Below are 22877 nucleotides of genomic sequence, written 5' to 3'. Positions count from 1 at the left end.
ATCATGGCACTCGGATTTACACCTGTAGTGGAGCAATACGGAGCCAATGCCGCGTTATTCAACGAGAGGCTCTTGGAGTGGGAGCATACCGACGCAGCGGGGTTTGTATCTGATCAACTGAAGTTGACCCTCGATATCGAGGGGCTTGAAGGGCTGCCCGATCTGGGCGGCAAAATTGGCCTGCGTATTGGCTATCTGGAATCGGGCCTGGTGGATAAGGGCGTGTTCAAGATCACCCAGCGCACGCCGTCGATGTTCCCATTGCGACTGGTGCTGGTGGCCACGGCGGCACCGTTCGACGAGCACGAATTCAAACAGCGCCGCACCGCCAGCCATGGGCCGATAACCCTGGGTGCGCTGTTTCGCCAACTGACCACCCGATATGGTTTTTCACCGCGTGTGGCGCCTGAACTCGACAGTGAGCCGATCGCGCACATCGATCAGACCAATGAAAGCGACATGGCCTTTCTGACGCGCTTGGCCAAGCGCTTCGATGCGGTGGCCAAGCCTGTCGATGAGCTGTATGTACTGGGGCGCAAAGGCCAGATCAAGACGCTGTCGGGCAAGGCATTGCCGGATGTACGGTTGTCGATCACCCATGACAATCGTCCAGGTGACCGCGCGTTCATCAGCGCCAGTTTCACCGAGACCAGCCGTGCCAAATACAACGGTGCGCAAACGTCATGGTGGGACGCGGCAGCCGGAAAACAGCGTGTCGTCAAGGTGGGCATCGCACCCTTCAAAATGGTGACACCGCGATACCAGAGCGAGGACGAAGCACGCTCGGCGGCGCAGGGAGAGATGCGGCGGGTGGGGCGCGAAGGGTTGCAGATCGATGTGGTCTGCCCGGGTAATCCTTCGTTGGCTGCTGAAGGCCTGTTGCTGCTGGATGAGTCGTGGCCGGGGTTCATGCAAGGGCGCTGGTCGATTAAAACGGTGAAATCCAGGGGCGAGCGAAAAGGTGGCTATCGGAGTACGGTCCAGGCCAGCGGTTTGTCGGTGTAGATCCTTCCTTAGAGTAAAACCCATGGTAATCACACATGCTCAGCTTCTGGGTGTAATGCCTGGAGCCCGCCTTCGCGCGGGCATTTTTTTAACCTTTCTAAATGCGGCCTTTGCGGGGCATCAGATCAATACGGCCCGTCGCGCCGCCGCCTTCCTCGCCCAAATCGGTCACGAGTCTGCCCAGTTACAGTACGTGCGCGAATTGGGTAGCGATCAATACCTGAGCAAGTACGACACCGGCAGCTTGGCCGCGCGGCTGGGCAACACCCCTGAGGCGGACGGTGATGGGCAAATGTATCGGGGCAGGGGGCTGATCCAGATCACCGGGCGCCGTAATTACATGGCGTGCAGCCAAGCTCTGTTTGGTGACGATCGTCTGCTGCGACAACCAAAATTGCTGGAGCAGCCACAGTGGGCCTGCGAATCTGCCGCCTGGTTCTGGCAAAGCAACGGCCTCAATGAGCTCGCCGACAAAGACCAGTTCACCACCATCACTCGCCGTATCAATGGTGGGCTCAACGGTCTGGACGATCGTTTGCGGTTGTGGGTGCGAGCGAAGGCGGTGCTATGCGTTTCCTAGGTGCGTTTCGCTTGGTCGGTGTGTGCCTGCTCATGGCGCTTGTTTGGCAGGTGCAGGCGTGGCGATACGGGGCGCAGTTGGAGCTGCAATCGGTCCGACATACACAGGCGCTCAGCCAACAAAGCCAGGCAATTCTTCAGCAACAACAGGCTGAACAGGCCAAACGCCTGGCCCTTGAACAGCAAATCTCTACTAGCGATCACCAACACATTCAGGAATTGAACGATGCCCTGCGTAATCAAGCGGCTCTGCGCGATCGCCTGGCCACTGCTGATGTGCGGCTGTCAGTCCTTCTCGCCACCGTCACCACTGGCTGCACAGTGCCTGCCGCCCCCAGCCCCGGCGGCGTGGTTCATGCAACCTCGCGAGCCCGACTTGACCCGGCGCATGCTCAGCGAATTATCCGCATCACCGACGACGGCGATAACGCCCTGATCGCCTTGCGTGCTTGCCAGGCCTACGTGCAGGCCGTCGCGCATTAGCGTCTTGATGCACTCTGTACCTTGCATGGTCGATGGGCTCCTGTAGGGTAGGCAAACCCCCGCCCATTCCTGGAGACGACCGTGAAGGAAATCACTCAACTGGCTGCCGAACTGGGGCGCCGTTTGCAGGTGCTCAGTGCCCACGTCACCACTGCCGAGTCCTGTACCGGCGGCGGCATCGCCGAAGCCATCACGCGGATCCCGGGCAGTTCGGCCTGGTTCGAGGCGGGCTATGTCACTTATTCCAACCGACAGAAGACCCGGCAGTTGAATGTACCGGAAAAACTGTTCGCCAAAGTCGGGGCCGTCAGCCAGGAAGTGGTGGAGGCGATGGCCCGCGGCGCGCAGGAAAAAAGCCTGGCGCGGTTTGCCGTGGCGGTCAGCGGTGTTGCCGGCCCCGATGGCGGTTCGCCGGACAAGCCGGTGGGCACCGTTTGGCTGGCTTTTGCCGTGGGCGAAGAGGTGACGGCTGAGCTTGCGCACTTCACCGGCAACCGCGACGAGGTCCGCCGACAAACGGTAAAAGCCGCGTTGGAGGGCTTGTTGCGACGAGCTGCAGCAGAAATAGACAATCAGGGGTAGGCGATCTTGGATCTTTGTGGAACAATACTGTCTACTTATACAGGTGTTGGCCGTCAGGCCTTATTGATTACGTGAGGACTTTAATGGACGACAACAAGAAGAAAGCCTTGGCTGCGGCCCTGGGTCAGATCGAACGTCAATTCGGCAAGGGTGCCGTAATGCGTATGGGCGATCACGACCGTCAGGCGATCCCGGCTATTTCCACTGGCTCTCTGGGTCTGGACATCGCGCTCGGCATTGGCGGCCTGCCAAAAGGCCGTATCGTTGAAATCTACGGTCCTGAATCTTCCGGTAAAACCACCCTGACCCTGTCGGTGATTGCTCAGGCGCAGAAAATGGGCGCCACCTGTGCGTTCGTCGACGCCGAGCACGCCCTGGATCCTGAATACGCCGGCAAGCTGGGCGTCAACGTTGATGACCTGCTGGTTTCCCAGCCGGACACCGGCGAGCAAGCCCTGGAAATCACCGACATGCTGGTGCGCTCCAACGCCATCGACGTGATCGTGGTCGACTCCGTGGCTGCCCTGGTACCCAAGGCTGAAATCGAAGGCGAAATGGGCGACATGCACGTGGGCCTGCAAGCCCGCCTGATGTCCCAGGCGCTGCGTAAAATCACCGGTAACATCAAGAACGCCAACTGCCTGGTGATCTTCATCAACCAGATCCGTATGAAGATCGGCGTGATGTTCGGCAGCCCGGAAACCACCACCGGTGGTAACGCGCTGAAGTTCTACGCTTCGGTCCGTCTGGATATCCGCCGTACTGGCGCGGTGAAGGAAGGTGACGAGGTTGTTGGTAGCGAAACCCGCGTCAAGGTCGTGAAGAACAAAGTTGCCCCGCCATTCCGTCAGGCTGAGTTCCAGATTCTCTACGGTAAGGGTATCTACCTGAACGGCGAGATGATCGACCTGGGCGTACTGCACGGTTTCGTCGAGAAGTCCGGTGCCTGGTATGCCTACAACGGCAGCAAGATCGGTCAGGGCAAGGCCAACTCGGCCAAGTTCCTGGCGGATAACCCGGATATCGCTGCTACGCTTGAGAAGCAGATCCGCGACAAGCTGTTGACCGCAGCGCCGGACGTGAAGGCGGCTGCCAACCGCGAGCCGGTAGATGAAATGGAAGAAGCCGATACTGACGTCTGAAGCAAGCGATGACTGTTGTACTGGATACACTCGTCGCCGTTCGGCGCACTGCGATGGACCTGCTCGCTCGCCGCGAGCATGGTCGAGTCGAACTGACGCGTAAGTTGCGTCAGCGCGGCGCAGAGCCTGAGATGATCGAAACAGCCCTCGACCGGTTGACGGAAGAAGGGCTGTTGTCGGAAGCCCGTTACCTCGAAAGCTTTGTGTCTTACCGCGCACGCTCCGGTTATGGACCTGCGCGGATTCGCGAAGAGTTGAGCCAGCGTGGACTGCAACGTGCCGATATTGACCTTGCGCTACGTGAGTGCGGTATCAGTTGGCAGTCGCAGTTGGAGGAAACCTGGCGTCGCAAGTTTGCTGGGCATCTTCCTATTGATGCCAAGGAGCGTGCGAAGCAAGGTCGCTTCTTGAGTTATCGCGGGTTTTCGATGGACATGATCAGCCGCTTATTGAGCGGTCGGGATATGGACGACTGAGCAAAAAACAAAAGGCCCACTATGAAAATAGTGGGCCTTTTTTTTTGCAAAAAATCACGCTGTTTCTGGTGTCATCCGTTGCTGTGCCTTGCCCTGGGCCTGTGCCCAGTTCTCCGGCAGGTTGATGTAATCCACCAACTCCCGCAATCGCCCCTGATCGCGACCGTTGAAATTGAACACCAAACGCGTCAAATGGCTGAACCTCGGTTCGTCATGGTCTTCGCCCGTATAGGCGAGTTGCTGGAACTCGCCACTGAGCCGCAGGCTGGCAAACGCTTGCTGCATATGGGCCAGGGCGCGGTCACTCAGTGGATGATTCATGCGCACCACAAACTCACGCTTAAGCCAACGGGTGGAGTGGAAGTTGGCGTAGAACTGGTTGATTTCGTCCACCGCCTCTTCGGCGCTGTAGACCAGGCGGACCAGTTTGAGGTCGGTGGGCAGGATGTAGCGATTGGCTTCCAGCTGGCTGCGGATGAAATCCAGGGCGCCTTGCCAGAATCCACCGCCCGGCGCATCCAGTAGCACTACCGGCACCAGCGGGCTCTTGCCGGTCTGGATCAGGGTCAGCACTTCCAATGCCTCGTCGAGGGTGCCGAAGCCGCCAGGGCACAACACCAGCGCGTCGGCTTCTTTGACGAAGAACAGCTTACGGGTAAAGAAGAAGTGGAATGACAGCAGGTTGTCGGTGCCATCAATGGTTGGGTTGGCATGCTGTTCAAAGGGCAGGGTGATATTGAACCCCAGGCTGTGCTCCAGGCCCGCGCCTTCGTGGGCTGCGGCCATGATCCCGCCACCGCCACCGGTGATGACCATCAGGTCGGAACTTGCCAACGCCGCACCCACCTCTCGGGCCAGCGCATACAGCGGGCTTTCCACTGGCGTACGCGCCGAGCCGAATACCGTGACTTTGCGCCGGCCCTTGAATTGTTCGAGCACCCGAAAGGCATGGTCCAGTTCACGGATGGCACGCAGGGTGATCTTGGCGTTCCAGCGATCACGGTCGTCCTGGGCCATACGCAGGACGGTGAGGATCATGTCTCGATAAAGAGGGATATTCGGGCTGTTGGGGGCGATCAACTGAATTTGTGCGTCGACCTGCTGAGTGAGGTCGGTCCCGTTTTCTTCAAAATGACGAAGCAGCAAATCATTCGATTCATAAGGCATTCAATTTCTCCTTCTTTACAGGGCCTGGGTAGTCGACGAGAACGTCGCCTGGGCCACGACACTGCTTGTGTCGCGGCATGCCGCAAGAGGGCAGGCCTTTTTTTGCCCTGAAAATATGACAGAACAGCATTAAAAACTGTGGTGGGCGGGCATCTGGGATGAACTGATCATGGGCCGAAAAACCCTTGGCTGGCAACCGCTTATTGGGGGTTCATTACGCAGTTTAGTCGTTGGTGGCAAACGCAGAGGAAGCGTGCGCGCCGCTGGGAAGCAGCGCGGGAGGGTCAAGCAGAGGTTACTTTTTCTTTTTCGCCGGAGCCGGGCAATCGGCCTCTGCGAACTTGACGGAAGCCACCGGGCGATTGGTCTTGTTCTCGGTAATTTCGTAGCGCATCACTGCGCCTTTGGCCATCAGCTCGCGGTAGCCCGGGTTGGTGCACACACTGCGGCCCAGCTGGAAATACACAGCCTTGGGGTTGGCGCGCATCTGTTCGGCACGGTCAGGCAGCACGCTGAGGTGATCGATCAGTTGCATCCCTTCAACGGTGTAGGCGACTTCCAGGGTTTTTTCATCGATTTCCCGGGGCAGGTCCTTGTTGCTTTCGGCCGCGACGCTTTGCAGCTTCTTGTTCATTTGAGCCTCCAGCAGCGAGGCCGCGTGGGCGCCCATAGGCAAGACCAGCGCAAGGGCGACGGATGGGGCAACAAGGCGCAGCATGGAACGCAGCATGAAACTCTCCTGATTCGGTTACTGGTGCATAGACCAGCCACTGGGCTGTGCGTTCAGTGGCGCGCAATTATAGGTGAGCCCTTGCCACTACAGCCAGGCGTATCGCTGGTAAACTGCGGGACTTCTGTTTTTCACGAGTTTGTTCCGTGTCGATTTCTTCTACTGCGCCGCGTGCCCGATGAGTCACGCCGTCTCCCGTTTGCGTACCCAGCGTCTGGCGCGTGCCGTCAGGCCGTTTCTCAATCGGGGTTCCCGTGCTGAGCGCTGTCCCGGCTGTCGGGTCATTCCTGAGTACTGCCTGTGTGCCTGGCGGCCTCAGGTAGAAGCCAAGTCCGCCATGTGCCTATTGATGCATGACGTTGAACCGATGAAGCCCAGTAACACGGGCTGGCTGATCGCCGATGTCATACACGACACCACCGCGTTTGCCTGGTCGCGTACCGAAGTCGACCCCGAGTTGCTCAGGTTGCTGGCCGACCCGCAGTGGCAACCCTACATCGTATTTCCCGGTGAATTCGTGGCGCCGCAACGGGTGGTCAGTGAGGTGCGCGTGGAGGAGGGCAAGCGCCCACTGTTCATCCTGCTGGACGGCACCTGGAGCGAAGCGCGCAAGATGTTTCGCAAAAGTCCCTATCTGGAACATTTACCGGTGCTGAGCCTGGCACCCGAGCAACTGTCGCGTTACAAGCTACGGCGCTCCAAGCGTGATGACCACTTCTGCACCGCCGAGGTGGCGGCGCTGTGCCTGGAGCTGGCCGATGACCTGGTCGCCAGCGAAGTGCTGGATGCCTACCTCGATGTATTCAGCACCCATTATCTGGCTGCCAAGTTCCAACTGCCACTGGATGCGGCAGACACCGTGCATACGCGCCTTGCACCCTACATCCCGGCGGGATAACCAGACGACGTTTGCATGATGGCACTGTAAGCCCGCAACCCGCTAAAATCCCCACGGGCGTAGTGCTTGACCCTCCAGGCTACGCTGGGCATGCTGTGCGCCGATTGGGCGCAACCGTGAATTATCGACGTCGTTTCATGTGTTTTTGACGTTGAGCGGGCCCTGTGGCGATCGCTGCCCGGCCGTCGCCTCGTGTATTGGTGAACCCTGAACCCATCAGGGCTCCCATAAAAAACAGGATCATTTAACCAATGGCCACATACGAAATCCTGATTGCCGATGACCACCCGCTGTTTCGCAGCGCACTGCATCAGGCCGTAACCCTGGGCCTTGGCCCCGATGTACGTTTGGTCGAAGTAGCCAGCATTGCCGAACTGGAAGCCCGCCTGACTGAAAAATCCGACTGGGACCTGGTGTTGCTCGACCTGAACATGCCGGGCGCCTACGGTTTTTCCGGGCTGGTGCTGCTGCGTGGCCAATACCCGCAGATCCCCGTGGTGATGGTGTCGGCCCAGGAAGAAGCCGACGTGGTGGTGCGCTCCAAGGAGTTTGGTGCCAGCGGTTTCATTCCCAAGTCCAGCGCGATGGAAGATATCCAGAAAGCCGTGCGCACGGTGTTGGACGGCGATGTGTCCTGGCCACCCCAGGCGTTTGAAGAAATCAATGTGTCCGATGAAGCCAAGGCCGCCCGCGATGGCCTGGCCAGTTTGACGCCCCAGCAGTTCCGGGTGTTGACCATGGTTTGCGAAGGTTTGTTGAACAAGCAGATTGCCTACGAATTGAGTGTGTCGGAAGCGACCATCAAGGCCCACGTTACGGCGATTTTCCGTAAGTTGGGCGTGCGTACGCGCACTCAGGCGGCGTTGCTTTTGCAGCAACTTGAGTCTATCTCGCAACATTAAGTTACAGCCGCTTCACGCTTTTTTGACTTTGCGTGATCTAGCTTCCCCACTTCTTTGGTTCAGTTGCCTACATCTATGTCGCCTTTCAAGGGTCAAACCGGTATCAAACGTATTTTCAACGCAGGGGGCTATTCCCTGGATGGCCTGCGTGCGGCTTTCACTGGCGAGGCGGCATTCCGCCAGTTGGTGTTACTGAACGTCATCCTGATCCCCCTGAGTTTTTTCCTGCAGGTCAGTCGGGTTGAACGGGCGCTGCTGATTGCAGTGTGCCTGTTGGCGCTGATCGTCGAATTGCTCAACTCCGCGGTAGAAGCGGCCATTGACCGTATTTCCCTGGACCGCCACCCGCTGTCGAAAAACGCCAAGGACATGGGCAGCGCCGCGCAATTCGTGGCACTGACCATGATCACCCTGGTATGGGCCGTGATCCTGATCTGACGATCAAGCGATACTCGGCAGCACGATCTCGTCGCTGCGCTGCACCCCAGCGGTGAAGGCGCGGCACAGTTCGAGAAACTCGCGCATCGCCGAGGTCTGGTACTTCTGCTTGTGCCAGATGAAGTAGAACTGCCGGGCCAGGTCCAGGTCCGGGGTTTCTACCGGCACCAGGCTGCCACGGCGGAAGGCATCACGCAGCGCCAGCCGCGAAATGCAGCCAATCCCCAAGCCTGACTCCACAGCTCGCTTGATTGCCTCGGTGTGTTCCAACTCCAGGCGGATATTCAGTGCGCTACGGTGGTGACGCATAGCCTGGTCGAAGGTCAGGCGCGTGCCCGAGCCTTGTTCTCGCAGGATCCACGCTTCGTGGGTCAACTCGTCCATGGTGGCCACGCCACGCTTGGCCAAATGATGCTGGGGCGCACAGAACACCACCAGCTCATCTTCTACCCACGTCTGTACCTCGATATCCGGGTGGCTGCAGTCACCTTCGATTAGACCCAGGTCAATTTCGTAGTGCGCCACCTGATGCACGATATGCGCAGTGTTCTGCACATGCAGTTTCACCTGGCTCTCGGGATGCTGCTGCATAAAGCTACCAATCAGCAGTGTCGCCAGGTAATTGCCGATGGTCAGGGTGGCGCCGACTGCCAGGGAACCGAAGCCGGACTTGCCGTTGAGCAGGTCTTCGATCTCCTTGGCTTGGTCCAGCAATGCCACGGCCTGGGGTAACAGCTGGTGACCGAGGGCGTTGAGACTCAGGCGTTTGCCGGCGCGGTCGAATAATTGGCAGCTGGATTGACGCTCCAGCTCGGTAATTGAGGTGCTGGCGGCGGATTGAGATAAGGCCAGAAGGCCAGCAGCGCGCGAGACGCTTTCCTGCTGGGCGACGGCGACGAAAACTTGCAGTTGACGGAGAGTAAATCGCATATCGATATAACCGATAACCCTTATCTTAATAATCCAGTTAACAGATATTGTCGCCGCCATTAGAATGCTGTGCAATTGCGCATCCATACCTTGGGCGCAGACCCATTTCCAGGAGTCCCCCGTACATGAGCAACATGAACCACGAGCGTGTCCTCAGTGTTCATCACTGGAACGACACTCTGTTCAGCTTCAAGTGCACCCGCGATCCGGGCCTGCGCTTCGAGAACGGTCAGTTCGTGATGATCGGCCTGCAACAACCCAACGGCCGCCCGCTCATGCGCGCTTACTCCATTGCCAGCCCGAACTGGGAAGAGCATCTGGAGTTCTTCAGCATCAAGGTGCCCGATGGCCCGCTGACTTCCCAATTGCAGCATTTGAAGGAAGGCGACGAGATCATCATCAGCAAAAAACCGACGGGCACTCTGGTGCTTGACGATTTGAAGCCGGGCAAACACCTGTACCTGCTCAGCACCGGTACTGGCCTCGCTCCATTCATGAGCGTGATCCAGGACCCGGAGACCTATGAGCGTTTCGAAAAAGTGATCCTGTGCCACGGCGTGCGCTACGTCAACGAAGTCGCCTACCGCGAATTCATCACCGAGCACCTGCCGCAGAACGAGTTCTTCGGTGAGGCCCTGCGTGACAAGTTGATCTACTACCCGACCGTGACCCGCGAGCCGTTCGAAAACGAAGGCCGCCTGACCGACCTGATGCGCAGCGGCAAGCTGTTCAGCGACATCGGCCTGCCGCCAATCAATCCCGAGGACGACCGCGCCATGCTGTGCGGCAGCCCAAGCATGTTGGACGAGACCAGCGAAGTGTTGAACAGCTTTGGCCTCAAGGTTTCGCCACGGATGCGTGAGCCGGGTGACTACCTGATCGAGCGTGCGTTCGTCGAGAAGTGACTTCGGGTCACTTGTAGGAGCGAGCTTGCTCGCGAAGAACGCCAACGATAACGCTGGCATCTTGACTGAACGCGGTGCCTGCTCGTTTTTCGCGAGCAAGCTCGCTCCTACAGTCGAATGCGTTGCAAAGAAAAGCCCGCGTTGCCTGTGAAGGCAGCGCGGGCTTTTGCGTTTCTGCGATTTACTGCGCCGAAACCACTTCCAGCACACAAATCATCCCCGGCTCCGGGTAGTGCCAGCGCACATCCACATCCCAGAACCGCACACCGTATTCGCGTTCCGACGTCGGAACCTGATACGCCGGCCGCGGGTCCTGTGCCAGGCACTGTTCAATCAACTCCACCAACGGTTCACCAAGGCGCTGTGCATGGCCTTGCGCCTGTTGCAGTGCAGCCTTGAGCCATTGCACGCCGATCAGCGCGGGCGCATCGCTGGCGATGTCGTTGGTGGCCGCATCCACGATATCGGCATAAGGCACATACGGCTTGATATCCAACACCGGCGTGCCATCGAGCAAATCTATGCCGGAAATCCACAGGCGCCCCCGTTCCACCTTGTCCAGCTTCACCACCGACTGGCCGATGCCATTGGGGCGATGGGTTGCGCGGGTGGCAAACACGCCCATGGACGTATTGCCGCCCAGGCGTGGCGGGCGCACTTTCAGGCGTGGCTTGTCTTCCAGGGCCTGATGAAACAGAAACAGCAGCCACACATGGCTGACCTGCTCCAGCCCCTGCACCGCCTCACCCTGGTCGAACGGCGCTACCAGCTCCAGCACGCCACGGGCAGCCGGTGCCAGTTGCGGTTGGCGCGGGATGGCGAACTTCTCCTTGAAACAGGAGCGTACGAAGCCGACGGGCGAGACCTGGTAACTCATGGCTTAGGCACGGACCCGCAAGGTCAGGCCCTTGAGGAAGTTACGCAGCAACTGATCGCCACAGGTGCGGTAGTTGGTATGACCAAACTTGCGAAACAGCGCGCTCAGCTCTGGCTTGGACACCGGGAACTCCGCCGCCTTGAGGATTGCATGCATGTCGTCTTCCTTCAGTTCGAAGGCCACGCGCAGCTTTTTCAGAATGATGTTGTTGGTCACCGGGGTTTCGATCGGTTGCGGCGGGCGGCTTTCGTCCTTGCCGCGCTTGAAAATCACCAAGCCATCGAGGAAGTGAGCCATGACTTCATCCGGGCAGAACACGAAGCCTTCTTCCTCATCTTTCTTGAGGTAGGTCAGTAGGTCTTCCTTGGTCACGTCCATGCCGCCGAGCTTGATGATCTCGACCATCTTGTTGTCGCTGATGTCGAGCATGTAGCGCACGCTGCGCAGTACGTCGTTGTGAATCATGGTGGGCAATCCTGGTATTCAACTGATGACACCGCCGGAATCAGGCGGTGTCGGGAAAAGGGAACGGCTTAAAACTTTTCTTTGCCGGACAGGTAACGCCATTGGCCCACTGGCACCTTGCCGATGGACACGCCGCCGATGCGGATGCGGCGGATGGCGATGACTTTCAGGCCAACGGCTTCGCAGAACAGCGCGATCACGCCGGGTTGCGGGTTTTTCATCGCAAAGCGCAGGCGGTTCTCGTTCTGCCAGCTGGCTTTGACGGCAGGCAGCTCTTTGCCTTTGTAGGTCAGGCCGTGGTTCAAGCGGTTAAGGCCGTGGGCAACCATGTCGCCTTCGACTTCCACCACGTATTCCTGCTCGATCTTGGCGGCATCGGCGGTCAACTTGCGCAGAATCTTCCAGTCTTGGGTGAACACTAGCAGGCCACTGGCCTTGGCTTGCAGGTCGGCGCTGGCGCTCAGGCGCAGAAAGTGCCCCTTGAGCGGGCGCTTGCCGAAACGGTGCTCTTCAGAAAGGGTTTCGGCGCTGATCGAGGCCATGGCGGTTTCAGCATCCATGCCTGCGGGGGCGTGCATCAGGATGGTCACCGGCTCTGGCGCGGTGGCTTTAGCTTCCGGGTCCAGCTCGACCTTCTCGTCAGTGACCTTGAACTGCGGCTCGTCGATCACTTCGCCGTCCACCGAGACCCAGCCGCCTTCGATAAACAGCTCAGCCTCCCGACGGGAGCAACCGACCAGTTCGATAAGGCGTTTGGAGAGGCGTATGGGGTCAGTCATGACAAGGGCCGTAACAAAAGGGGGCCACTATTGTACCTGCCTGGCGCCGGTTAATCCCGGCTCCATTTCAGCGCATGTGCCTTAACATTATTTAACTGAGGCACCACGGATCAAATGTGGGAGCTGGCTTGCCTGCGATGGCGGTATACCAGCACCGGATGGGTAGAATGACCCGACGCCTTCGCAGGCAAGCCAGCTCCCACAGTTCAGGCATTACGGGCCTGTTGCTGCTGGTGTAGACGCAGGTGCAGCAATGGATAAGGCTGCCCAAGCCCATCATGGTCCGTTCGCCCGATCACCTCGAAGCCTTGCTTGAGGTAAAAACCCAGGGCCTGGGGGTTCTGTTCGTTGACGTCCAGTTCATCGGCGTTCATGTGTTCGATCGCGTAGCCCAGCAATTGCCGGCCCAGTCCCTGGCCACGGTGGTGCGGGTCGATAAACAGCATCTCCACCTTGCCCGCCGACACTCCGGCGAACCCGGTGATGCGTTGGCATGAGTCCTTGGTGCAGATCAGCATGACCGCATCGAGGTACCGGGTCAGCACCAGGTTTTTCAACATGTCGATATAGCTGTCCGGGAGGAAGTCGTGGGTGGCGCGTACCGAGTCCTCCCAGATCTGCACCAGGCGCGTGTAGTCGCTGGTTTTAGGTGTGTGAATCACCGAATGCTGACGCATACCCGCTGTCCCTTGCTGTATTCGGGGTTGATGGACAATACGATAGACCTAAAAAAGCCCCGCATCTTCTCAGAGGCGAGGCTTTTTTATCACCGTGCGATCAGTCGCGCTTTTCAGCCCACAAGTCGTACTCGTCGGCGTCGGTCACGGTGCACCAGACTTTGTCACCCGGCTTCAGGCCGCTGGCATCGTCGATAAATACGTTACCGTCGATTTCTGGGGCGTCGAAGAAGCAACGACCTACCGCGCCTTGCTCGTCGACTTCATCGATCAGCACTTCGATTTCCTTGCCGATGCGCAGTTGCAGGCGTGCCGAGCTGATGGCCTGCTGGTGCGCCATGAAGCGCTCCCAACGGTCTTGCTTGACGTCGTCCGGTACCACGGCCAAGTCCAGCAGGTTGGCCGGTGCACCTTCCACCGGCGAGTACTGGAAGCAACCGACGCGGTCCAGCTGCGCTTCGGTCAGCCAGTCCAGCAGGTACTGGAAGTCTTCCTCGGTCTCGCCGGGGAAACCGACGATGAAGGTGGAGCGGATGATCAGCTCCGGGCAGATTTCGCGCCAGTTCTTGATGCGTGCCAGGGTCTTGTCTTCGAACGCCGGGCGTTTCATCGCCTTGAGCACTTTCGGGCTGGCGTGCTGGAACGGGATGTCCAGGTACGGCAGGATCTTGCCGGCGGCCATCAACGGGATCAATTCGTCCACGTGCGGGTACGGGTAAACATAGTGCAGGCGCACCCACACGCCCAGGCTGCTGAGGGCTTCGCACAGCTCGGTCATGCGGGTTTTCACCGGCGCGCCGTTCCAGAAACCGGTGCGGTATTTCACATCGACGCCGTAGGCGCTGGTGTCCTGGGAGATCACCAGCAGCTCCTTGACGCCGGACTTGACCAGGCGCTGGGCCTCGTCGAGCACATCACCGACCGGGCGGCTTACCAGTTTGCCGCGCATCGACGGGATGATGCAGAAGCTGCAGCTGTGGTTGCAGCCTTCGGAAATCTTCAGATATGCGTAGTGACGCGGGGTCAGCTTGATGCCTTGAGGCGGCACCAGGTCGATCAGCGGATTGTGATCCTGGCGTGGCGGCACCACCTCGTGCACGGCGTTGACCACTTGCTCGTACTGCTGCGGGCCGGTCACCGCCAGCACACTCGGGTGCACGTTACGGATATTGCCTTCTTCCACCCCCATGCAGCCGGTCACGATGACCTTGCCGTTTTCCTTGATGGCTTCGCCGATCACTTCCAGGGATTCGGCCTTGGCCGAGTCGATGAAGCCACAGGTGTTGACCACCACCACATCGGCGTCCTGGTAAGTGGACACGACGTCGTAGCCTTCCATACGCAATTGCGTGAGGATGCGCTCGGAGTCGACAAGCGCCTTCGGGCAACCCAGGGAAACAAAGCCAACCTTGGGGTTGGCTTTTGCGATGGTGGTGGACATGTCTAACCTCGGTATTGAATGACGCTGCCGGTCGTGCACGACAAGGCAACGGATGGGCGCTTGGTGCGCCTCTGATCAAAAAGTGCGCAATTCTATCGGCGGGCAGCGCACTTGACCAGCTTTATGCAGGGAAATGCGACGAGTGCTGCGCCGGGTAATCCCCATAGCTACTGGCGCGCGCTTAAGCCTGGACGTCTTGTTCTGTTCGGTGCGATACCACTTTAGACATGCCCACACCTAACGCCTGGAGGACTTTAAGCAAAGTGGAGAGCTTAGGATCACCGCCGACGCCGATGGACCTGTAGAGGTTTGCTCGATTGAGTCCTGTGTTCTGCGACAAGCTGAGCATCCCACCACGAGCTTCCGCCACTCGACGGATAGCGACAAGGAAAGCGTCCTCGCCACCGGCTTCATCTATTTCCTCAAGCGCGACAGATAAATATTCGAGGGCGAATGCTTCGTCGTTGCGAAGCATTTCCAGAACGCTATCTTCGTGCGGGCGGGTACGAATGGTCATTTTTGCTGCACCTTGTAAGATTTCCAGAGAGCCTTGGCCTGATCGATATCGTTCTGCTGTCTGGCCTTCGAACCACCGCCCAATAGAAAAATGATTTTTCGATCCTGGACTGCGTAATACACGCGAAACCCCGGGCCGAAGTCGAGCTTCATCTCAAAGACCCCATCACCCACTGGCTCGGTAACGCCAAAGTGACCAAGGGACGCCCCATCCACTCTGGTGGTGATTCTTGCTTTCGAACGCGTGTCCTGCACTGTATCCAGCCAAGCCTGGTAGATATCCACGCCGTTGATTGACAGTACGTGTTTCACTTCGTACATGAGGAGTGTACCTTAAAAGAGACAGTCCGATAGTTGAGTTTTTGTATCGACTGCGCGCCATGCGAATGCACGAATGACTGATCAGGTAATCCGGCCAAGGCGCTCCTGCTCACACCACCCACGCAGCACGACTGAGCCGGGCCAGGAATATACGGTTGGCCGTAAATGTGATCAATGCAGGCAAAAAGGCGCCAAAGTGCTGCTGTGCCCGCTATGACTGATTGCCTAAAACGACACCCCGTTCACTTGAACGGGGAAATACGACGAGTGCTGCGCTATGCTTCGCGCCGTTGCGCACGGGCAAAGCCCTTGGGTCAATAAAACGTCTGTTACGAGAAGTAAAACAGCGCATGCTAGGGTCAGCTTAGAAGCGCTGTTTATAAAAGACCTCAGGTCAAAGGGCAGGAGTGGTTGATGGGTCAGGCAAGTAGTCAGGCAGCAGGTGCCGAGCATTCAAAAGCCAAGCCGATTGGCATGCTGGTAGCGGCGGTCGGGGTGGTTTATGGCGATATCGGGACCAGCCCGCTCTACACCCTCAAAGAGGTGTTCAACGGTGGTTATGGGGTGCAGGTCAACCATGACGGCGTCCTGGGGATCCTGGCGCTGATCTTCTGGTCGCTGATCTGGGTGGTGTCGATCAAGTACGTATTGTTCGTGCTGCGTGCCGACAACCAGGGCGAGGGCGGCATCATGGCCCTCACCGCGTTGGCCCGGCGAGCTGCCGGGAAGCACACGAAATTGCGCAGTTTCCTGGTGGTGTGTGGCCTGTGTGGCGCGGCGTTGTTCTACGGCGACAGTATGATCACCCCGGCAATTTCGGTGTTGTCGGCCATCGAAGGCTTGGAACTGGCGTTCGACGGCCTGGAAAAATGGGTAGTGCCCATTGCCCTGGTGGTGCTGGTGGCGCTGTTCCTGATCCAGAAACACGGCACCGACCGCATCGGCAAGCTGTTTGGCCCGGTGATGGTTACCTGGTTCCTGGTATTGGGCGGCCTGGGGGTGTACGGCATTCTGCAGCAACCCGAAGTGCTCAATGCGCTGAACCCGGCATGGGGCGTGCGCTTCTTCATGGTTCACCCCGGTATTGGCGTGGCGATCCTCGGCGCGGTGGTGCTGGCATTGACCGGCGCTGAAGCGTTGTACGCCGACATGGGCCACTTTGGCCGCAAACCCATCGCCCGCGCCTGGTTCCTGCTGGTGCTGCCGGCGCTGGTGCTGAACTATTTTGGCCAGGGCGCGATGCTGCTGGGCGATCCGGAGGCGGCGCGCAACCCGTTCTACCTGCTGGCGCCGAGCTGGGCACTGGTCCCGTTGGTGGGCTTGTCCACCATGGCCACGGTGATTGCTTCCCAGGCGGTGATTTCCGGCGCGTTCTCGTTGACCCGCCAGGCAATCCAGCTGGGTTACATCCCGCGCATGCATATCCAGCACACCTCCAGTGCCGAACAGGGCCAGATCTACATTGGTGCAGTGAACTGGTCGTTGATGGTCGGCGTGATCCTGCTGGTGCTGGGTTTCGAGTCCTCCGGCGCTCTGGCCTCGGCCTACGGTGTGGCGGTGACCGGCACCATGCTGATGACCACCATCCTGGTATCAGCGGTGATGCTGCTGCTGTGGAAATGGCCACCGGTGCTGGCCGTGCCGCTGTTGCTCTGCTGCCTGTTGGTGGATGGCCTGTTCTTCGCCGCCAACGCGCCGAAGATCCTCCAGGGCGGCGCCTTCCCGGTACTGGCGGGGATCGTGCTGTTCGTGCTGATGACCACCTGGAAGCGCGGCAAGCAATTGCTGGTCGGCCGTCTCGACGAGGGTGGCCTGCCGTTGCCGATCTTTATCAGCAGTATCCGCGTACAGCCGCCCCATCGCGTTCAGGGCACGGCGGTGTTCCTCACCGCGCGGCCCGACGCCGTGCCCCATGCGCTGTTGCACAACCTGCTGCATAACCAGGTGCTGCATGAGCAGGTGGTGCTGTTGACCGTGGTCTACGAAGACATTCCACGGGTGCCTGCGGCGCGACGCTTCGAGGTGGATGCCTATGGCGAAGGCTTCTTCCGGGTGATCCTGCACTTCGGGTTCACCGATGAACCGGACGTGCCTGAAGCGCTGAAACTGTGCCATCTGGATGACCTGGACTTCAGCCCGATGCGCACCACCTACTTCCTCAGCCGTGAAACGGTAATTGCCTCGCGCATCAAAGGCATGGCCCGTTGGCGTGAAGTGTTGTTTGCCTTCATGTTGAAAAACGCCAACGGCAACCTGCGGTTCTTCAAACTGCCGGTCAACCGTGTGATCGAGTTGGGCACCCAGGTCGAGATGTAAGGCGCTGCCTACCGGGAGCCGGCAATCGGCTCCCGCTTTCCTTTCTGAACCCTGTGCAAACGATGGTTGTCGACTAGGCTCTATGCACTGTTGAACAGTGCCCACAGAACCCAGAAGAGGTGCGCCATGAGTCAGCTGCTCGAACCTTATACCCTGCGCCAATTGACCCTGCTCAACCGCATCGCGGTTTCACCCATGTGCCAATACTCCAGCGACGATGGCCTGGCCAATGACTGGCACCTGGTGCACCTCGGCAGCCGGGCCGTGGGTGGCGCCGGGCTGATTTTTACCGAGGCCACGGCGGTGACCGCCGATGGCCGTATCACCGCCCAGGACCTGGGCCTGTGGAACGACACCCAGATCGAACCATTGCGGCGCATCACCCGTTTTATCGCGGCCCAGGGCGCGGTGGCTGGGATCCAGCTGGCCCATGCCGGGCGCAAGGCCAGCACCCACCGGCCATGGATCGGCAAACACGGCAGCGTCAAGCCGGAGGAGGGCGGCTGGGTGCCGGTGGGGCCCTCGCCGATTGCCTTCGACCCCAATCACACCCAGCCCAAGCCACTGGACGAAGCACAGATCCAGCAAGTAATCGCCGACTTTGTCGCCGCCGCCAGGCGCGCCTTGACCGCAGGCTTTGAGGTGGTGGAAATCCATGCAGCCCACGGGTACCTGCTGCACCAGTTTCTCTCGCCGATCAGCAACCAGCGTCAGGACCACTACGGCGGCTCCTTCGAAAACCGCATTCGCCTTGTGCTGGAAGTCACCAAGGCCGTGCGCGCCGTGTGGCCTGAGGAGTTGCCGCTGTTTGTACGCGTGTCGGCCACCGATTGGGTGGAAGACGGCTGGAACCCGGATGAGACCGTGGAATTGGCGCGCCGCCTGAAAGACCTCGGGGTGGATCTGATCGACGTGTCGTCCGGTGGTACCGCCGCCAATGCCGAGATTCCCACCGGCCCCGGCTACCAGACGCGCTTCGCCGAGCGCGTGCGCAAGGAATCGGGCATCGCCACCGGCACGGTCGGCATGATTACCGAACCGGCCCAGGCCGAGCACATCCTGCGTACCTGCCAGGCTGACATTATTTTTCTGGCCCGTGAACTGCTGCGCGACCCGTACTGGCCGTTGCATGCCGACGATGACCTGGGCGGACGCAAAGCCATCTGGCCGGCGCAGTACCAGCGGGCAACCCATCGGGACCAGCCGATCCATGAGTCGGATCTGCGGGATTGACCCTACTTATCTCTGTGCCAAACCCACCCTGATACGGTGGGTTTTTTCTTGCTCGCGTTTATAGGAAGGCTGATCCTTGGCGGTTGTTAAGCAGGAGAAGCTTATGCTGGTGGAACGCGCGTTAACCGAAGACGATATCCCTTTGCTGGCAACCATCGATCGTACGGAGCTGATCCCGGCGTGCTATCGCATGGACTGCGGCGAACTGGTGTTGTATGCCACACATCATGATATGCGCGGCTGGCCCGAAGGCGAGGCTGAACAGGATGCGGTGGCGCTGCGTGCCTGCCTCCAGCGCGGCGGGTGGTTGTGGGGCGTATTCGACGGCCAGGTGCTGGTTGCCGCAGTGGTGGTGGACAATCGGCCGTTCCATCACCAGGGCCTGCTGATGCGGCAGCTGAAATTCCTGCATGTCAGCCACAGTGCCCGCGGTTCTGGCCTGGGCGGGCGGTTGTTGGCGCTGGCTTGCGAGCACGGCCGGCAAGTGGGGGCCCAAGCGCTCTATATCTCGGCGACGGAGTCGCGTAACACTGTGGACTTTTACCTGCGCCATGGTTGCCGTCTGTTGCAGCAACCCCACGCTGAGCTTTATGCGCAAGAACCGCTAGACATTCACCTGTATCGACCCCTGCGTGAGTAATGGCTGTAGGTTTTTATTACCGCCGTTATTTTTTAAGTTAATACTCTAAAAAAATCCCACGAATGATGAGATAGTTTCTACGCTAAGGGTAAGCCCGACTCCTGGCCCAGGGAGACAGGCGGTTGGTCCGCGAAGCCGTTGCGCTTCCCGGGAGTTTGGAAATGGGCACCAGGAGTGTTTGACTGATATCAGGAGTAGCGGTCCATGGCCAAGTCCTATGGCGTAGCGGGTGCGGTGGCGTCTTTTCTGAGCCGTCGGATGTCCTTGCGGGGTCGAAGGTTGAGTTCAGATGAGATGGAGTTGCTGGTGCAATACCGGGCGCTGACCGAGAGCGATCAGGTGGCGATGCGGTATCTGATTGGTGCGATGAAAAGCGTGTCGCGGTTCTAAGCCAACTGTGATCATTCCCACGCTGCGGCGTGGGAATGATCAGGCGGTTAGTTTCAGGTGTACTTGCGCTGCTCCGGTGCTGGCGGGAAGTACTGATACAGCCAGGTTTCACTCAGGGTGCGGTCCTGGGTTCGTATAAACAGGCGCAATTCGACGGGGTCCACGCTGTCGCTGGTGGGGTACCAGTCGAACAGGATGCGATAGCCCTTGATGTTATCCAGCACCAGCACGCTGAAATCCTTCACCTCACCATGGGAACAAGTCACCACCGGCTCGATGCCGGTGCCCGCTGGCAAGCGATCCAGGCCGCCGCCCTTGAAGTCTACGGCGAAACGCCGCGCCCATACCTTCGGATAATGCTCGCCGGGTGCCCAGCCTTCGGTAAAACCGCCCATGCCCGAACGGGTCGCGTCGACCTGTGCCAGCGGCGTGCTCACCGGCGGCAGTGCGCTCCAGTACAGCTTGTAGCCGTAGTTGAGCGAATCACCCGCGGCCACGGGCTTTTTCGGGGTCCAGAAGGCCACGATATTGTCCAGGGTTTCGCCAGTGGTGGGGATTTCCAGCAAGTCGATGGAGCCTTCGCCCCAGGCCGTGGTCGGTTCAACCCACAGGCTTGGGCGTTTGCTGTACCAGTCGACGGTGTCCTGGTAGCTGGCGAACTCATGGTCGGTCTGCACCAGGCCGAAGCCTTTGGGGTTGGTGTCGGCGAACGCGTTGAATTGCAGCTTGGCCGGGTTGTTCAGGGGCCGGCAGATCCACTCGCCGTTGCCGCGCCACATGGCCAGGCGGTCCGAGTCGTGGATTTGCGGGTGAATGGTGTCGCACATGCGGCGCTCATGGGTGCCGCAGCTGAACATACTGGTCATGGGCGCGATGCCCAGTTGCTCGATGGCGGTGCGCGCATTGATGTGCGCGTCGATCGCCATCACCACTTGGTTGGCCTGGCAGTCGATATCGAAGCGGTAGGCGCCGGTGGCGCTTGGCGAGTCGAGCAGGGCGTAGACCACAAAGCGCGTGGCGTTCTTGTCCGGGGTTTCGAACCAGAACTGCGTGAAATCGGGGAATTCCTCGCGTTTTTTCGCGTAGGTATCAATCGCCAGGCCACGCGCCGAGAGGCCGTACTGGCCGGTGGAATCCACCGCACGGAAGTAGCTGGCGCCGAGAAACGACAGCACGTCATGGCGGTCCAACTCCGGCGCCTTGAACAGCTTGAAGCCGGAGAAACCCAGGTCCCCGGTCAGTTGCTGGGTGTCCACCGTGGTTTTTTCATAGTTGAACAGTGAAGGGCGAAAATGCACTTCGCGGGCTTCACGGGTCTTTGGGTCGACGCTGTGCATACGCACCGGCGTCTTGAAGCCCATGCCGACGTGGAAGAACTGCACGTCCAGTTGGCCGTTCAACTCCTTCCACAGCGAATGGTTACGGTCATAGCCGATGGCGTTGAAATTCTGCGGGGTCATGGTGGCCAGGGTCGGCGGCAGCACCTGCTTAGTGTCCTGGTAGCCACGGGTGGCCAATTGCTTGGCCTGGGCCTTGAGCGATTCGAAATCGAACGCCACGGCCTTGCCATCGGCAGCCCGATTCCCGGCCCAGGCCTGCGCGGCCAGCAGGCCACTGGCCGACAAACCGGTGTAAGCCGCAATGGCCATGGATGCTTTGAGCAAATTCCTGCGGTGCATAGAGACAACCTGTCGTGAGCAAATCCCGCGCCGTTCCTGGCACGTAGCGGATCAGAAATAACGGTTCGGACATGCCTTCGGCCAAACGCAACGGACAATAAACAGACGCCGGATAGCTTAAGCGGTTCGATGAACAAGGCAAATTGATTGATGGCGGGATGATGGCGTTGCATGTGCAACAAGACATTTCCAGCATCGCAGGATGACGTTACATCTGGAAGCACTCTAGATCGCGGCTTTTTGGCACTTAGTTTTACGCTGGAAGCCTATTGGTCCTACGAACCCAAGTGTCTGGAGGCTACGAATGAATACCCGTGGATTGCTCGATCAGTTGCTCAAGTCTGGCCAGGACATGTTGCAAAACAAGGCCGGCGGCCAACGCAAATCCAATGACAAGGGCGCCCTCGGCGGCTTGCTCAGCGGTGGCGGGCTCGGCAGCATGCTCGGCGGTGCCGGCGGCGGCGCCCTGGCGGCGGGGGCCATGGGCTTGCTGCTGGGCAATAAGAAAGCCCGCAAATTCGGCGGCAAGGCGCTCACCTACGGCGGCTTGGCCGCACTGGGTGTGATTGCCTACAAGGCTTACGGCAACTGGCAAGCCCAGCAGGCCAGCGCGCCCCAAGGCGAGCCGCAAACCATCGACCGCCTGCCGGCTGACCAGGTGGAGCAACACAGCCAGGGCATTCTCAAGGCACTGGTGGCCGCGGCCAAGGCTGATGGGCATGTGGATGAGCGCGAGCGCGCCTTGATCGAAGGCGAATTTACCAAGCTGGAAAACGACCAGGAGCTGCAACACTGGCTGCACGCCGAACTCAACAAGCCCCTGGACCCAACCGACGTTGCCCGCGCCGCCAGCACCCCGGAAATGGCCGCCGAAATGTACATCGCCAGCGTGATGCTGGTGGACGAAGAAAACTTCATGGAAAAAGCCTACCTGGACGAACTGGCACGCCAACTGAAACTTGAACCAGGCTTGAAGCTTGAGCTGGAAAAACAAGTACGGCTAAACGCATAAATAGGGCCACACGCCAGTCAAACCTGTGGGAGCAGGCTTGCCCGCGAATGCGGTGGGCCAGTCACTCTATTTCTGACTGACTGACTGACTGACTGACTGACTCACGCCATCGCGGCATAGGCACCAACACCGTAACCACGATGCGAAGCGAGCCGCTCTTGATCTTGCTTTTGATCTGCTTGTGATCTTGATCTCAGGCGCCCCGTTAAACCACGCTGGCCGGAATTCGACAGGGATTTGGGGGGTAAACCGGCAGGGATGCCGGTTTAGCCGCCCCGCGCCATGGATGGCGCG

General features: G+C 59.3%; 26 protein-coding genes. 15 read left to right on the top strand and 11 right to left on the bottom strand.

What is annotated here, in order from left to right:
• Positions 1-3 precede the first annotated feature (3 nt).
• The 6 genes from FXO12_RS11805 (at position 4) to recX (ending at position 4267) form a co-directional block, all read left to right on the top strand.
• Positions 4-1005, top strand: coding sequence for a contractile injection system protein, VgrG/Pvc8 family (locus FXO12_RS11805; RefSeq protein WP_160049677.1), 1002 nt, complete (start codon positions 4-6; stop codon positions 1003-1005).
• Positions 1006-1027: 22 nt separating this feature from the next.
• Positions 1028-1585: a glycoside hydrolase family 19 protein gene (locus tag FXO12_RS11800; RefSeq protein ID WP_054897097.1), complete on the top strand. Its 558-nt coding sequence runs from the start codon at positions 1028-1030 to the stop codon at positions 1583-1585.
• Positions 1573-2067 (top strand): lysis system i-spanin subunit Rz, encoded by a 495-nt coding sequence (locus FXO12_RS11795; RefSeq protein WP_034126487.1) that lies wholly within the window; start codon positions 1573-1575, stop codon positions 2065-2067. Before FXO12_RS11800 ends, FXO12_RS11795 begins: the two co-directional genes overlap by 13 nt.
• An 81-nt stretch (positions 2068-2148) precedes the next feature.
• Complete coding sequence (locus FXO12_RS11790; RefSeq protein WP_054897099.1) at positions 2149-2649, top strand: CinA family protein; 501 nt, start codon at positions 2149-2151, stop codon at positions 2647-2649.
• Between the two features lie 83 nt (positions 2650-2732).
• Complete coding sequence (recA, locus tag FXO12_RS11785) at positions 2733-3791, top strand: recombinase RecA (protein WP_014717176.1); 1059 nt, start codon at positions 2733-2735, stop codon at positions 3789-3791.
• 8 nt (positions 3792-3799) lie between these two features.
• Complete coding sequence (gene recX / locus FXO12_RS11780) at positions 3800-4267, top strand: recombination regulator RecX (RefSeq protein WP_034126489.1); 468 nt, start codon at positions 3800-3802, stop codon at positions 4265-4267.
• Positions 4268-4321: 54 nt separating this feature from the next.
• Here recX and FXO12_RS11775 read toward each other — a convergent pair whose 3' ends face one another.
• Positions 4322-5434, bottom strand: coding sequence for a TIGR00730 family Rossman fold protein (locus tag FXO12_RS11775; RefSeq protein WP_057976029.1), 1113 nt, complete (start codon positions 5432-5434; stop codon positions 4322-4324).
• 295 nt (positions 5435-5729) lie between these two features.
• The gene (locus FXO12_RS11770) at positions 5730-6164 is read right to left on the bottom strand and encodes a PA3611 family quorum-sensing-regulated virulence factor (protein WP_034126491.1); all 435 of its coding nucleotides are present in this window, start codon (positions 6162-6164) and stop codon (positions 5730-5732) included.
• 178 nt (positions 6165-6342) lie between these two features.
• Here FXO12_RS11770 and FXO12_RS11765 point away from each other — a divergent pair, with 178 nt between their 5' ends.
• The 3 genes from FXO12_RS11765 (at position 6343) to FXO12_RS11755 (ending at position 8402) form a co-directional block, all read left to right on the top strand.
• On the top strand, positions 6343-7062 hold the full coding sequence (locus FXO12_RS11765; RefSeq protein ID WP_054917802.1) for a tRNA-uridine aminocarboxypropyltransferase: 720 nt from the start codon (positions 6343-6345) through the stop codon (positions 7060-7062).
• Positions 7063-7313: 251 nt separating this feature from the next.
• Entirely contained in the window at positions 7314-7964 is a 651-nt protein-coding gene (gene erdR, locus FXO12_RS11760) for a response regulator transcription factor ErdR (protein ID WP_003189050.1), read from the top strand.
• Positions 7965-8039: 75 nt separating this feature from the next.
• A complete protein-coding gene (locus FXO12_RS11755; protein WP_003189051.1) occupies positions 8040-8402 on the top strand; it encodes a diacylglycerol kinase in 363 nt (120 codons plus the stop codon).
• 3 nt (positions 8403-8405) lie between these two features.
• On the opposite strand, the gene FXO12_RS11750 is transcribed toward FXO12_RS11755, so the two are convergent.
• Positions 8406-9332 carry a LysR family transcriptional regulator gene (locus tag FXO12_RS11750; protein ID WP_003189054.1) on the bottom strand — a complete coding sequence of 309 codons (927 nt, stop codon included), beginning with the start codon at positions 9330-9332 and terminating at the stop codon, positions 8406-8408.
• Positions 9333-9457: 125 nt separating this feature from the next.
• Here FXO12_RS11750 and fpr point away from each other — a divergent pair, with 125 nt between their 5' ends.
• The gene (gene fpr / locus FXO12_RS11745) at positions 9458-10237 is read left to right on the top strand and encodes a ferredoxin-NADP reductase (protein WP_003189055.1); all 780 of its coding nucleotides are present in this window, start codon (positions 9458-9460) and stop codon (positions 10235-10237) included.
• A gap of 181 nt (positions 10238-10418) precedes the next feature.
• On the opposite strand, the gene tsaA is transcribed toward fpr, so the two are convergent.
• The 7 genes from tsaA to FXO12_RS11710 all read right to left on the bottom strand — a co-directional run bounded on the left by tsaA (position 10419) and on the right by FXO12_RS11710 (position 15313).
• Positions 10419-11114, bottom strand: coding sequence for a tRNA (N6-threonylcarbamoyladenosine(37)-N6)-methyltransferase TrmO (gene tsaA, locus FXO12_RS11740; protein ID WP_057976027.1), 696 nt, complete (start codon positions 11112-11114; stop codon positions 10419-10421).
• 3 nt (positions 11115-11117) lie between these two features.
• Entirely contained in the window at positions 11118-11579 is a 462-nt protein-coding gene (locus tag FXO12_RS11735) for a DUF1456 family protein (protein ID WP_005785469.1), read from the bottom strand.
• Positions 11580-11647: 68 nt separating this feature from the next.
• Positions 11648-12358 (bottom strand): rRNA pseudouridine synthase, encoded by a 711-nt coding sequence (locus FXO12_RS11730; RefSeq protein WP_014717183.1) that lies wholly within the window; start codon positions 12356-12358, stop codon positions 11648-11650.
• A 206-nt stretch (positions 12359-12564) separates the two neighbouring features.
• Positions 12565-13035, bottom strand: a complete 471-nt coding sequence (locus FXO12_RS11725) for a GNAT family N-acetyltransferase (protein ID WP_057976025.1) — start codon at positions 13033-13035, stop codon at positions 12565-12567.
• A 100-nt stretch (positions 13036-13135) separates the two neighbouring features.
• Positions 13136-14476, bottom strand: a complete 1341-nt coding sequence (rimO, locus tag FXO12_RS11720; protein ID WP_003231334.1) for a 30S ribosomal protein S12 methylthiotransferase RimO — start codon at positions 14474-14476, stop codon at positions 13136-13138.
• A gap of 181 nt (positions 14477-14657) precedes the next feature.
• Positions 14658-14993 carry an addiction module antidote protein gene (locus FXO12_RS11715; RefSeq protein ID WP_034126496.1) on the bottom strand — a complete coding sequence of 112 codons (336 nt, stop codon included), beginning with the start codon at positions 14991-14993 and terminating at the stop codon, positions 14658-14660.
• Entirely contained in the window at positions 14990-15313 is a 324-nt protein-coding gene (locus FXO12_RS11710) for a type II toxin-antitoxin system RelE/ParE family toxin (RefSeq protein ID WP_054897104.1), read from the bottom strand. Before FXO12_RS11710 ends, FXO12_RS11715 begins: the two co-directional genes overlap by 4 nt.
• Before the next feature lie 414 nt (positions 15314-15727).
• On the opposite strand from FXO12_RS11710, the gene FXO12_RS11705 reads away from it, so the two are divergent.
• The 4 genes from FXO12_RS11705 to FXO12_RS11690 all read left to right on the top strand — a co-directional run bounded on the left by FXO12_RS11705 (position 15728) and on the right by FXO12_RS11690 (position 19892).
• Entirely contained in the window at positions 15728-17629 is a 1902-nt protein-coding gene (locus FXO12_RS11705) for a potassium transporter Kup (RefSeq protein ID WP_014717187.1), read from the top strand.
• Between the two features lie 126 nt (positions 17630-17755).
• Entirely contained in the window at positions 17756-18862 is a 1107-nt protein-coding gene (locus FXO12_RS11700) for an NADH:flavin oxidoreductase/NADH oxidase (protein WP_034126499.1), read from the top strand.
• 103 nt (positions 18863-18965) lie between these two features.
• Entirely contained in the window at positions 18966-19502 is a 537-nt protein-coding gene (locus FXO12_RS11695; RefSeq protein WP_054917808.1) for a GNAT family N-acetyltransferase, read from the top strand.
• A 204-nt stretch (positions 19503-19706) separates the two neighbouring features.
• Positions 19707-19892, top strand: coding sequence for a hypothetical protein (locus tag FXO12_RS11690; RefSeq protein ID WP_014717190.1), 186 nt, complete (start codon positions 19707-19709; stop codon positions 19890-19892).
• A gap of 53 nt (positions 19893-19945) precedes the next feature.
• Here the strand turns inward: FXO12_RS11690 and FXO12_RS11685 are convergent, their stop codons facing one another.
• A complete protein-coding gene (locus tag FXO12_RS11685) occupies positions 19946-21571 on the bottom strand; it encodes a glucan biosynthesis protein D (protein ID WP_034126501.1) in 1626 nt (541 codons plus the stop codon).
• 304 nt (positions 21572-21875) lie between these two features.
• Here FXO12_RS11685 and FXO12_RS11680 point away from each other — a divergent pair, with 304 nt between their 5' ends.
• Entirely contained in the window at positions 21876-22583 is a 708-nt protein-coding gene (locus FXO12_RS11680; protein WP_057976023.1) for a tellurite resistance TerB family protein, read from the top strand.
• Positions 22584-22877: the final 294 nt, after the last annotated feature.

Origin of the sequence: Pseudomonas sp. J380 (assembly GCF_009827115.1) — a bacterium.
GTDB classification, from domain to species: Bacteria; Pseudomonadota; Gammaproteobacteria; order Pseudomonadales; family Pseudomonadaceae; genus Aquipseudomonas; species Aquipseudomonas paracarnis.
The sequence above is the reverse complement of the archived record's forward strand: the minus strand, read 5'-3'. Positions and strand labels throughout refer to the sequence as shown.

Coding starts and splice junctions, on each gene's coding strand:
- FXO12_RS11805 (WP_160049677.1), top strand. CDS start 4: ATGGCACTCGGATTTACACCTGTAGTGGAGCAATACGGAGCCAATGCC.
- FXO12_RS11800 (WP_054897097.1), top strand. CDS start 1,028: ATGGTAATCACACATGCTCAGCTTCTGGGTGTAATGCCTGGAGCCCGC.
- FXO12_RS11795 (WP_034126487.1), top strand. CDS start 1,573: ATGCGTTTCCTAGGTGCGTTTCGCTTGGTCGGTGTGTGCCTGCTCATG.
- recA (WP_014717176.1), top strand. CDS start 2,733: ATGGACGACAACAAGAAGAAAGCCTTGGCTGCGGCCCTGGGTCAGATC.
- recX (WP_034126489.1), top strand. CDS start 3,800: ATGACTGTTGTACTGGATACACTCGTCGCCGTTCGGCGCACTGCGATG.
- FXO12_RS11775 (WP_057976029.1), bottom strand. CDS start 5,434: ATGCCTTATGAATCGAATGATTTGCTGCTTCGTCATTTTGAAGAAAAC.
- FXO12_RS11770 (WP_034126491.1), bottom strand. CDS start 6,164: ATGCTGCGTTCCATGCTGCGCCTTGTTGCCCCATCCGTCGCCCTTGCG.
- FXO12_RS11765 (WP_054917802.1), top strand. CDS start 6,343: ATGAGTCACGCCGTCTCCCGTTTGCGTACCCAGCGTCTGGCGCGTGCC.
- erdR (WP_003189050.1), top strand. CDS start 7,314: ATGGCCACATACGAAATCCTGATTGCCGATGACCACCCGCTGTTTCGC.
- FXO12_RS11755 (WP_003189051.1), top strand. CDS start 8,040: ATGTCGCCTTTCAAGGGTCAAACCGGTATCAAACGTATTTTCAACGCA.
- FXO12_RS11750 (WP_003189054.1), bottom strand. CDS start 9,332: ATGCGATTTACTCTCCGTCAACTGCAAGTTTTCGTCGCCGTCGCCCAG.
- fpr (WP_003189055.1), top strand. CDS start 9,458: ATGAGCAACATGAACCACGAGCGTGTCCTCAGTGTTCATCACTGGAAC.
- tsaA (WP_057976027.1), bottom strand. CDS start 11,114: ATGAGTTACCAGGTCTCGCCCGTCGGCTTCGTACGCTCCTGTTTCAAG.
- FXO12_RS11735 (WP_005785469.1), bottom strand. CDS start 11,579: ATGATTCACAACGACGTACTGCGCAGCGTGCGCTACATGCTCGACATC.
- FXO12_RS11730 (WP_014717183.1), bottom strand. CDS start 12,358: ATGACTGACCCCATACGCCTCTCCAAACGCCTTATCGAACTGGTCGGT.
- FXO12_RS11725 (WP_057976025.1), bottom strand. CDS start 13,035: ATGCGTCAGCATTCGGTGATTCACACACCTAAAACCAGCGACTACACG.
- rimO (WP_003231334.1), bottom strand. CDS start 14,476: ATGTCCACCACCATCGCAAAAGCCAACCCCAAGGTTGGCTTTGTTTCC.
- FXO12_RS11715 (WP_034126496.1), bottom strand. CDS start 14,993: ATGACCATTCGTACCCGCCCGCACGAAGATAGCGTTCTGGAAATGCTT.
- FXO12_RS11710 (WP_054897104.1), bottom strand. CDS start 15,313: ATGTACGAAGTGAAACACGTACTGTCAATCAACGGCGTGGATATCTAC.
- FXO12_RS11705 (WP_014717187.1), top strand. CDS start 15,728: ATGGGTCAGGCAAGTAGTCAGGCAGCAGGTGCCGAGCATTCAAAAGCC.
- FXO12_RS11700 (WP_034126499.1), top strand. CDS start 17,756: ATGAGTCAGCTGCTCGAACCTTATACCCTGCGCCAATTGACCCTGCTC.
- FXO12_RS11695 (WP_054917808.1), top strand. CDS start 18,966: ATGCTGGTGGAACGCGCGTTAACCGAAGACGATATCCCTTTGCTGGCA.
- FXO12_RS11690 (WP_014717190.1), top strand. CDS start 19,707: ATGGCCAAGTCCTATGGCGTAGCGGGTGCGGTGGCGTCTTTTCTGAGC.
- FXO12_RS11685 (WP_034126501.1), bottom strand. CDS start 21,571: ATGCACCGCAGGAATTTGCTCAAAGCATCCATGGCCATTGCGGCTTAC.
- FXO12_RS11680 (WP_057976023.1), top strand. CDS start 21,876: ATGAATACCCGTGGATTGCTCGATCAGTTGCTCAAGTCTGGCCAGGAC.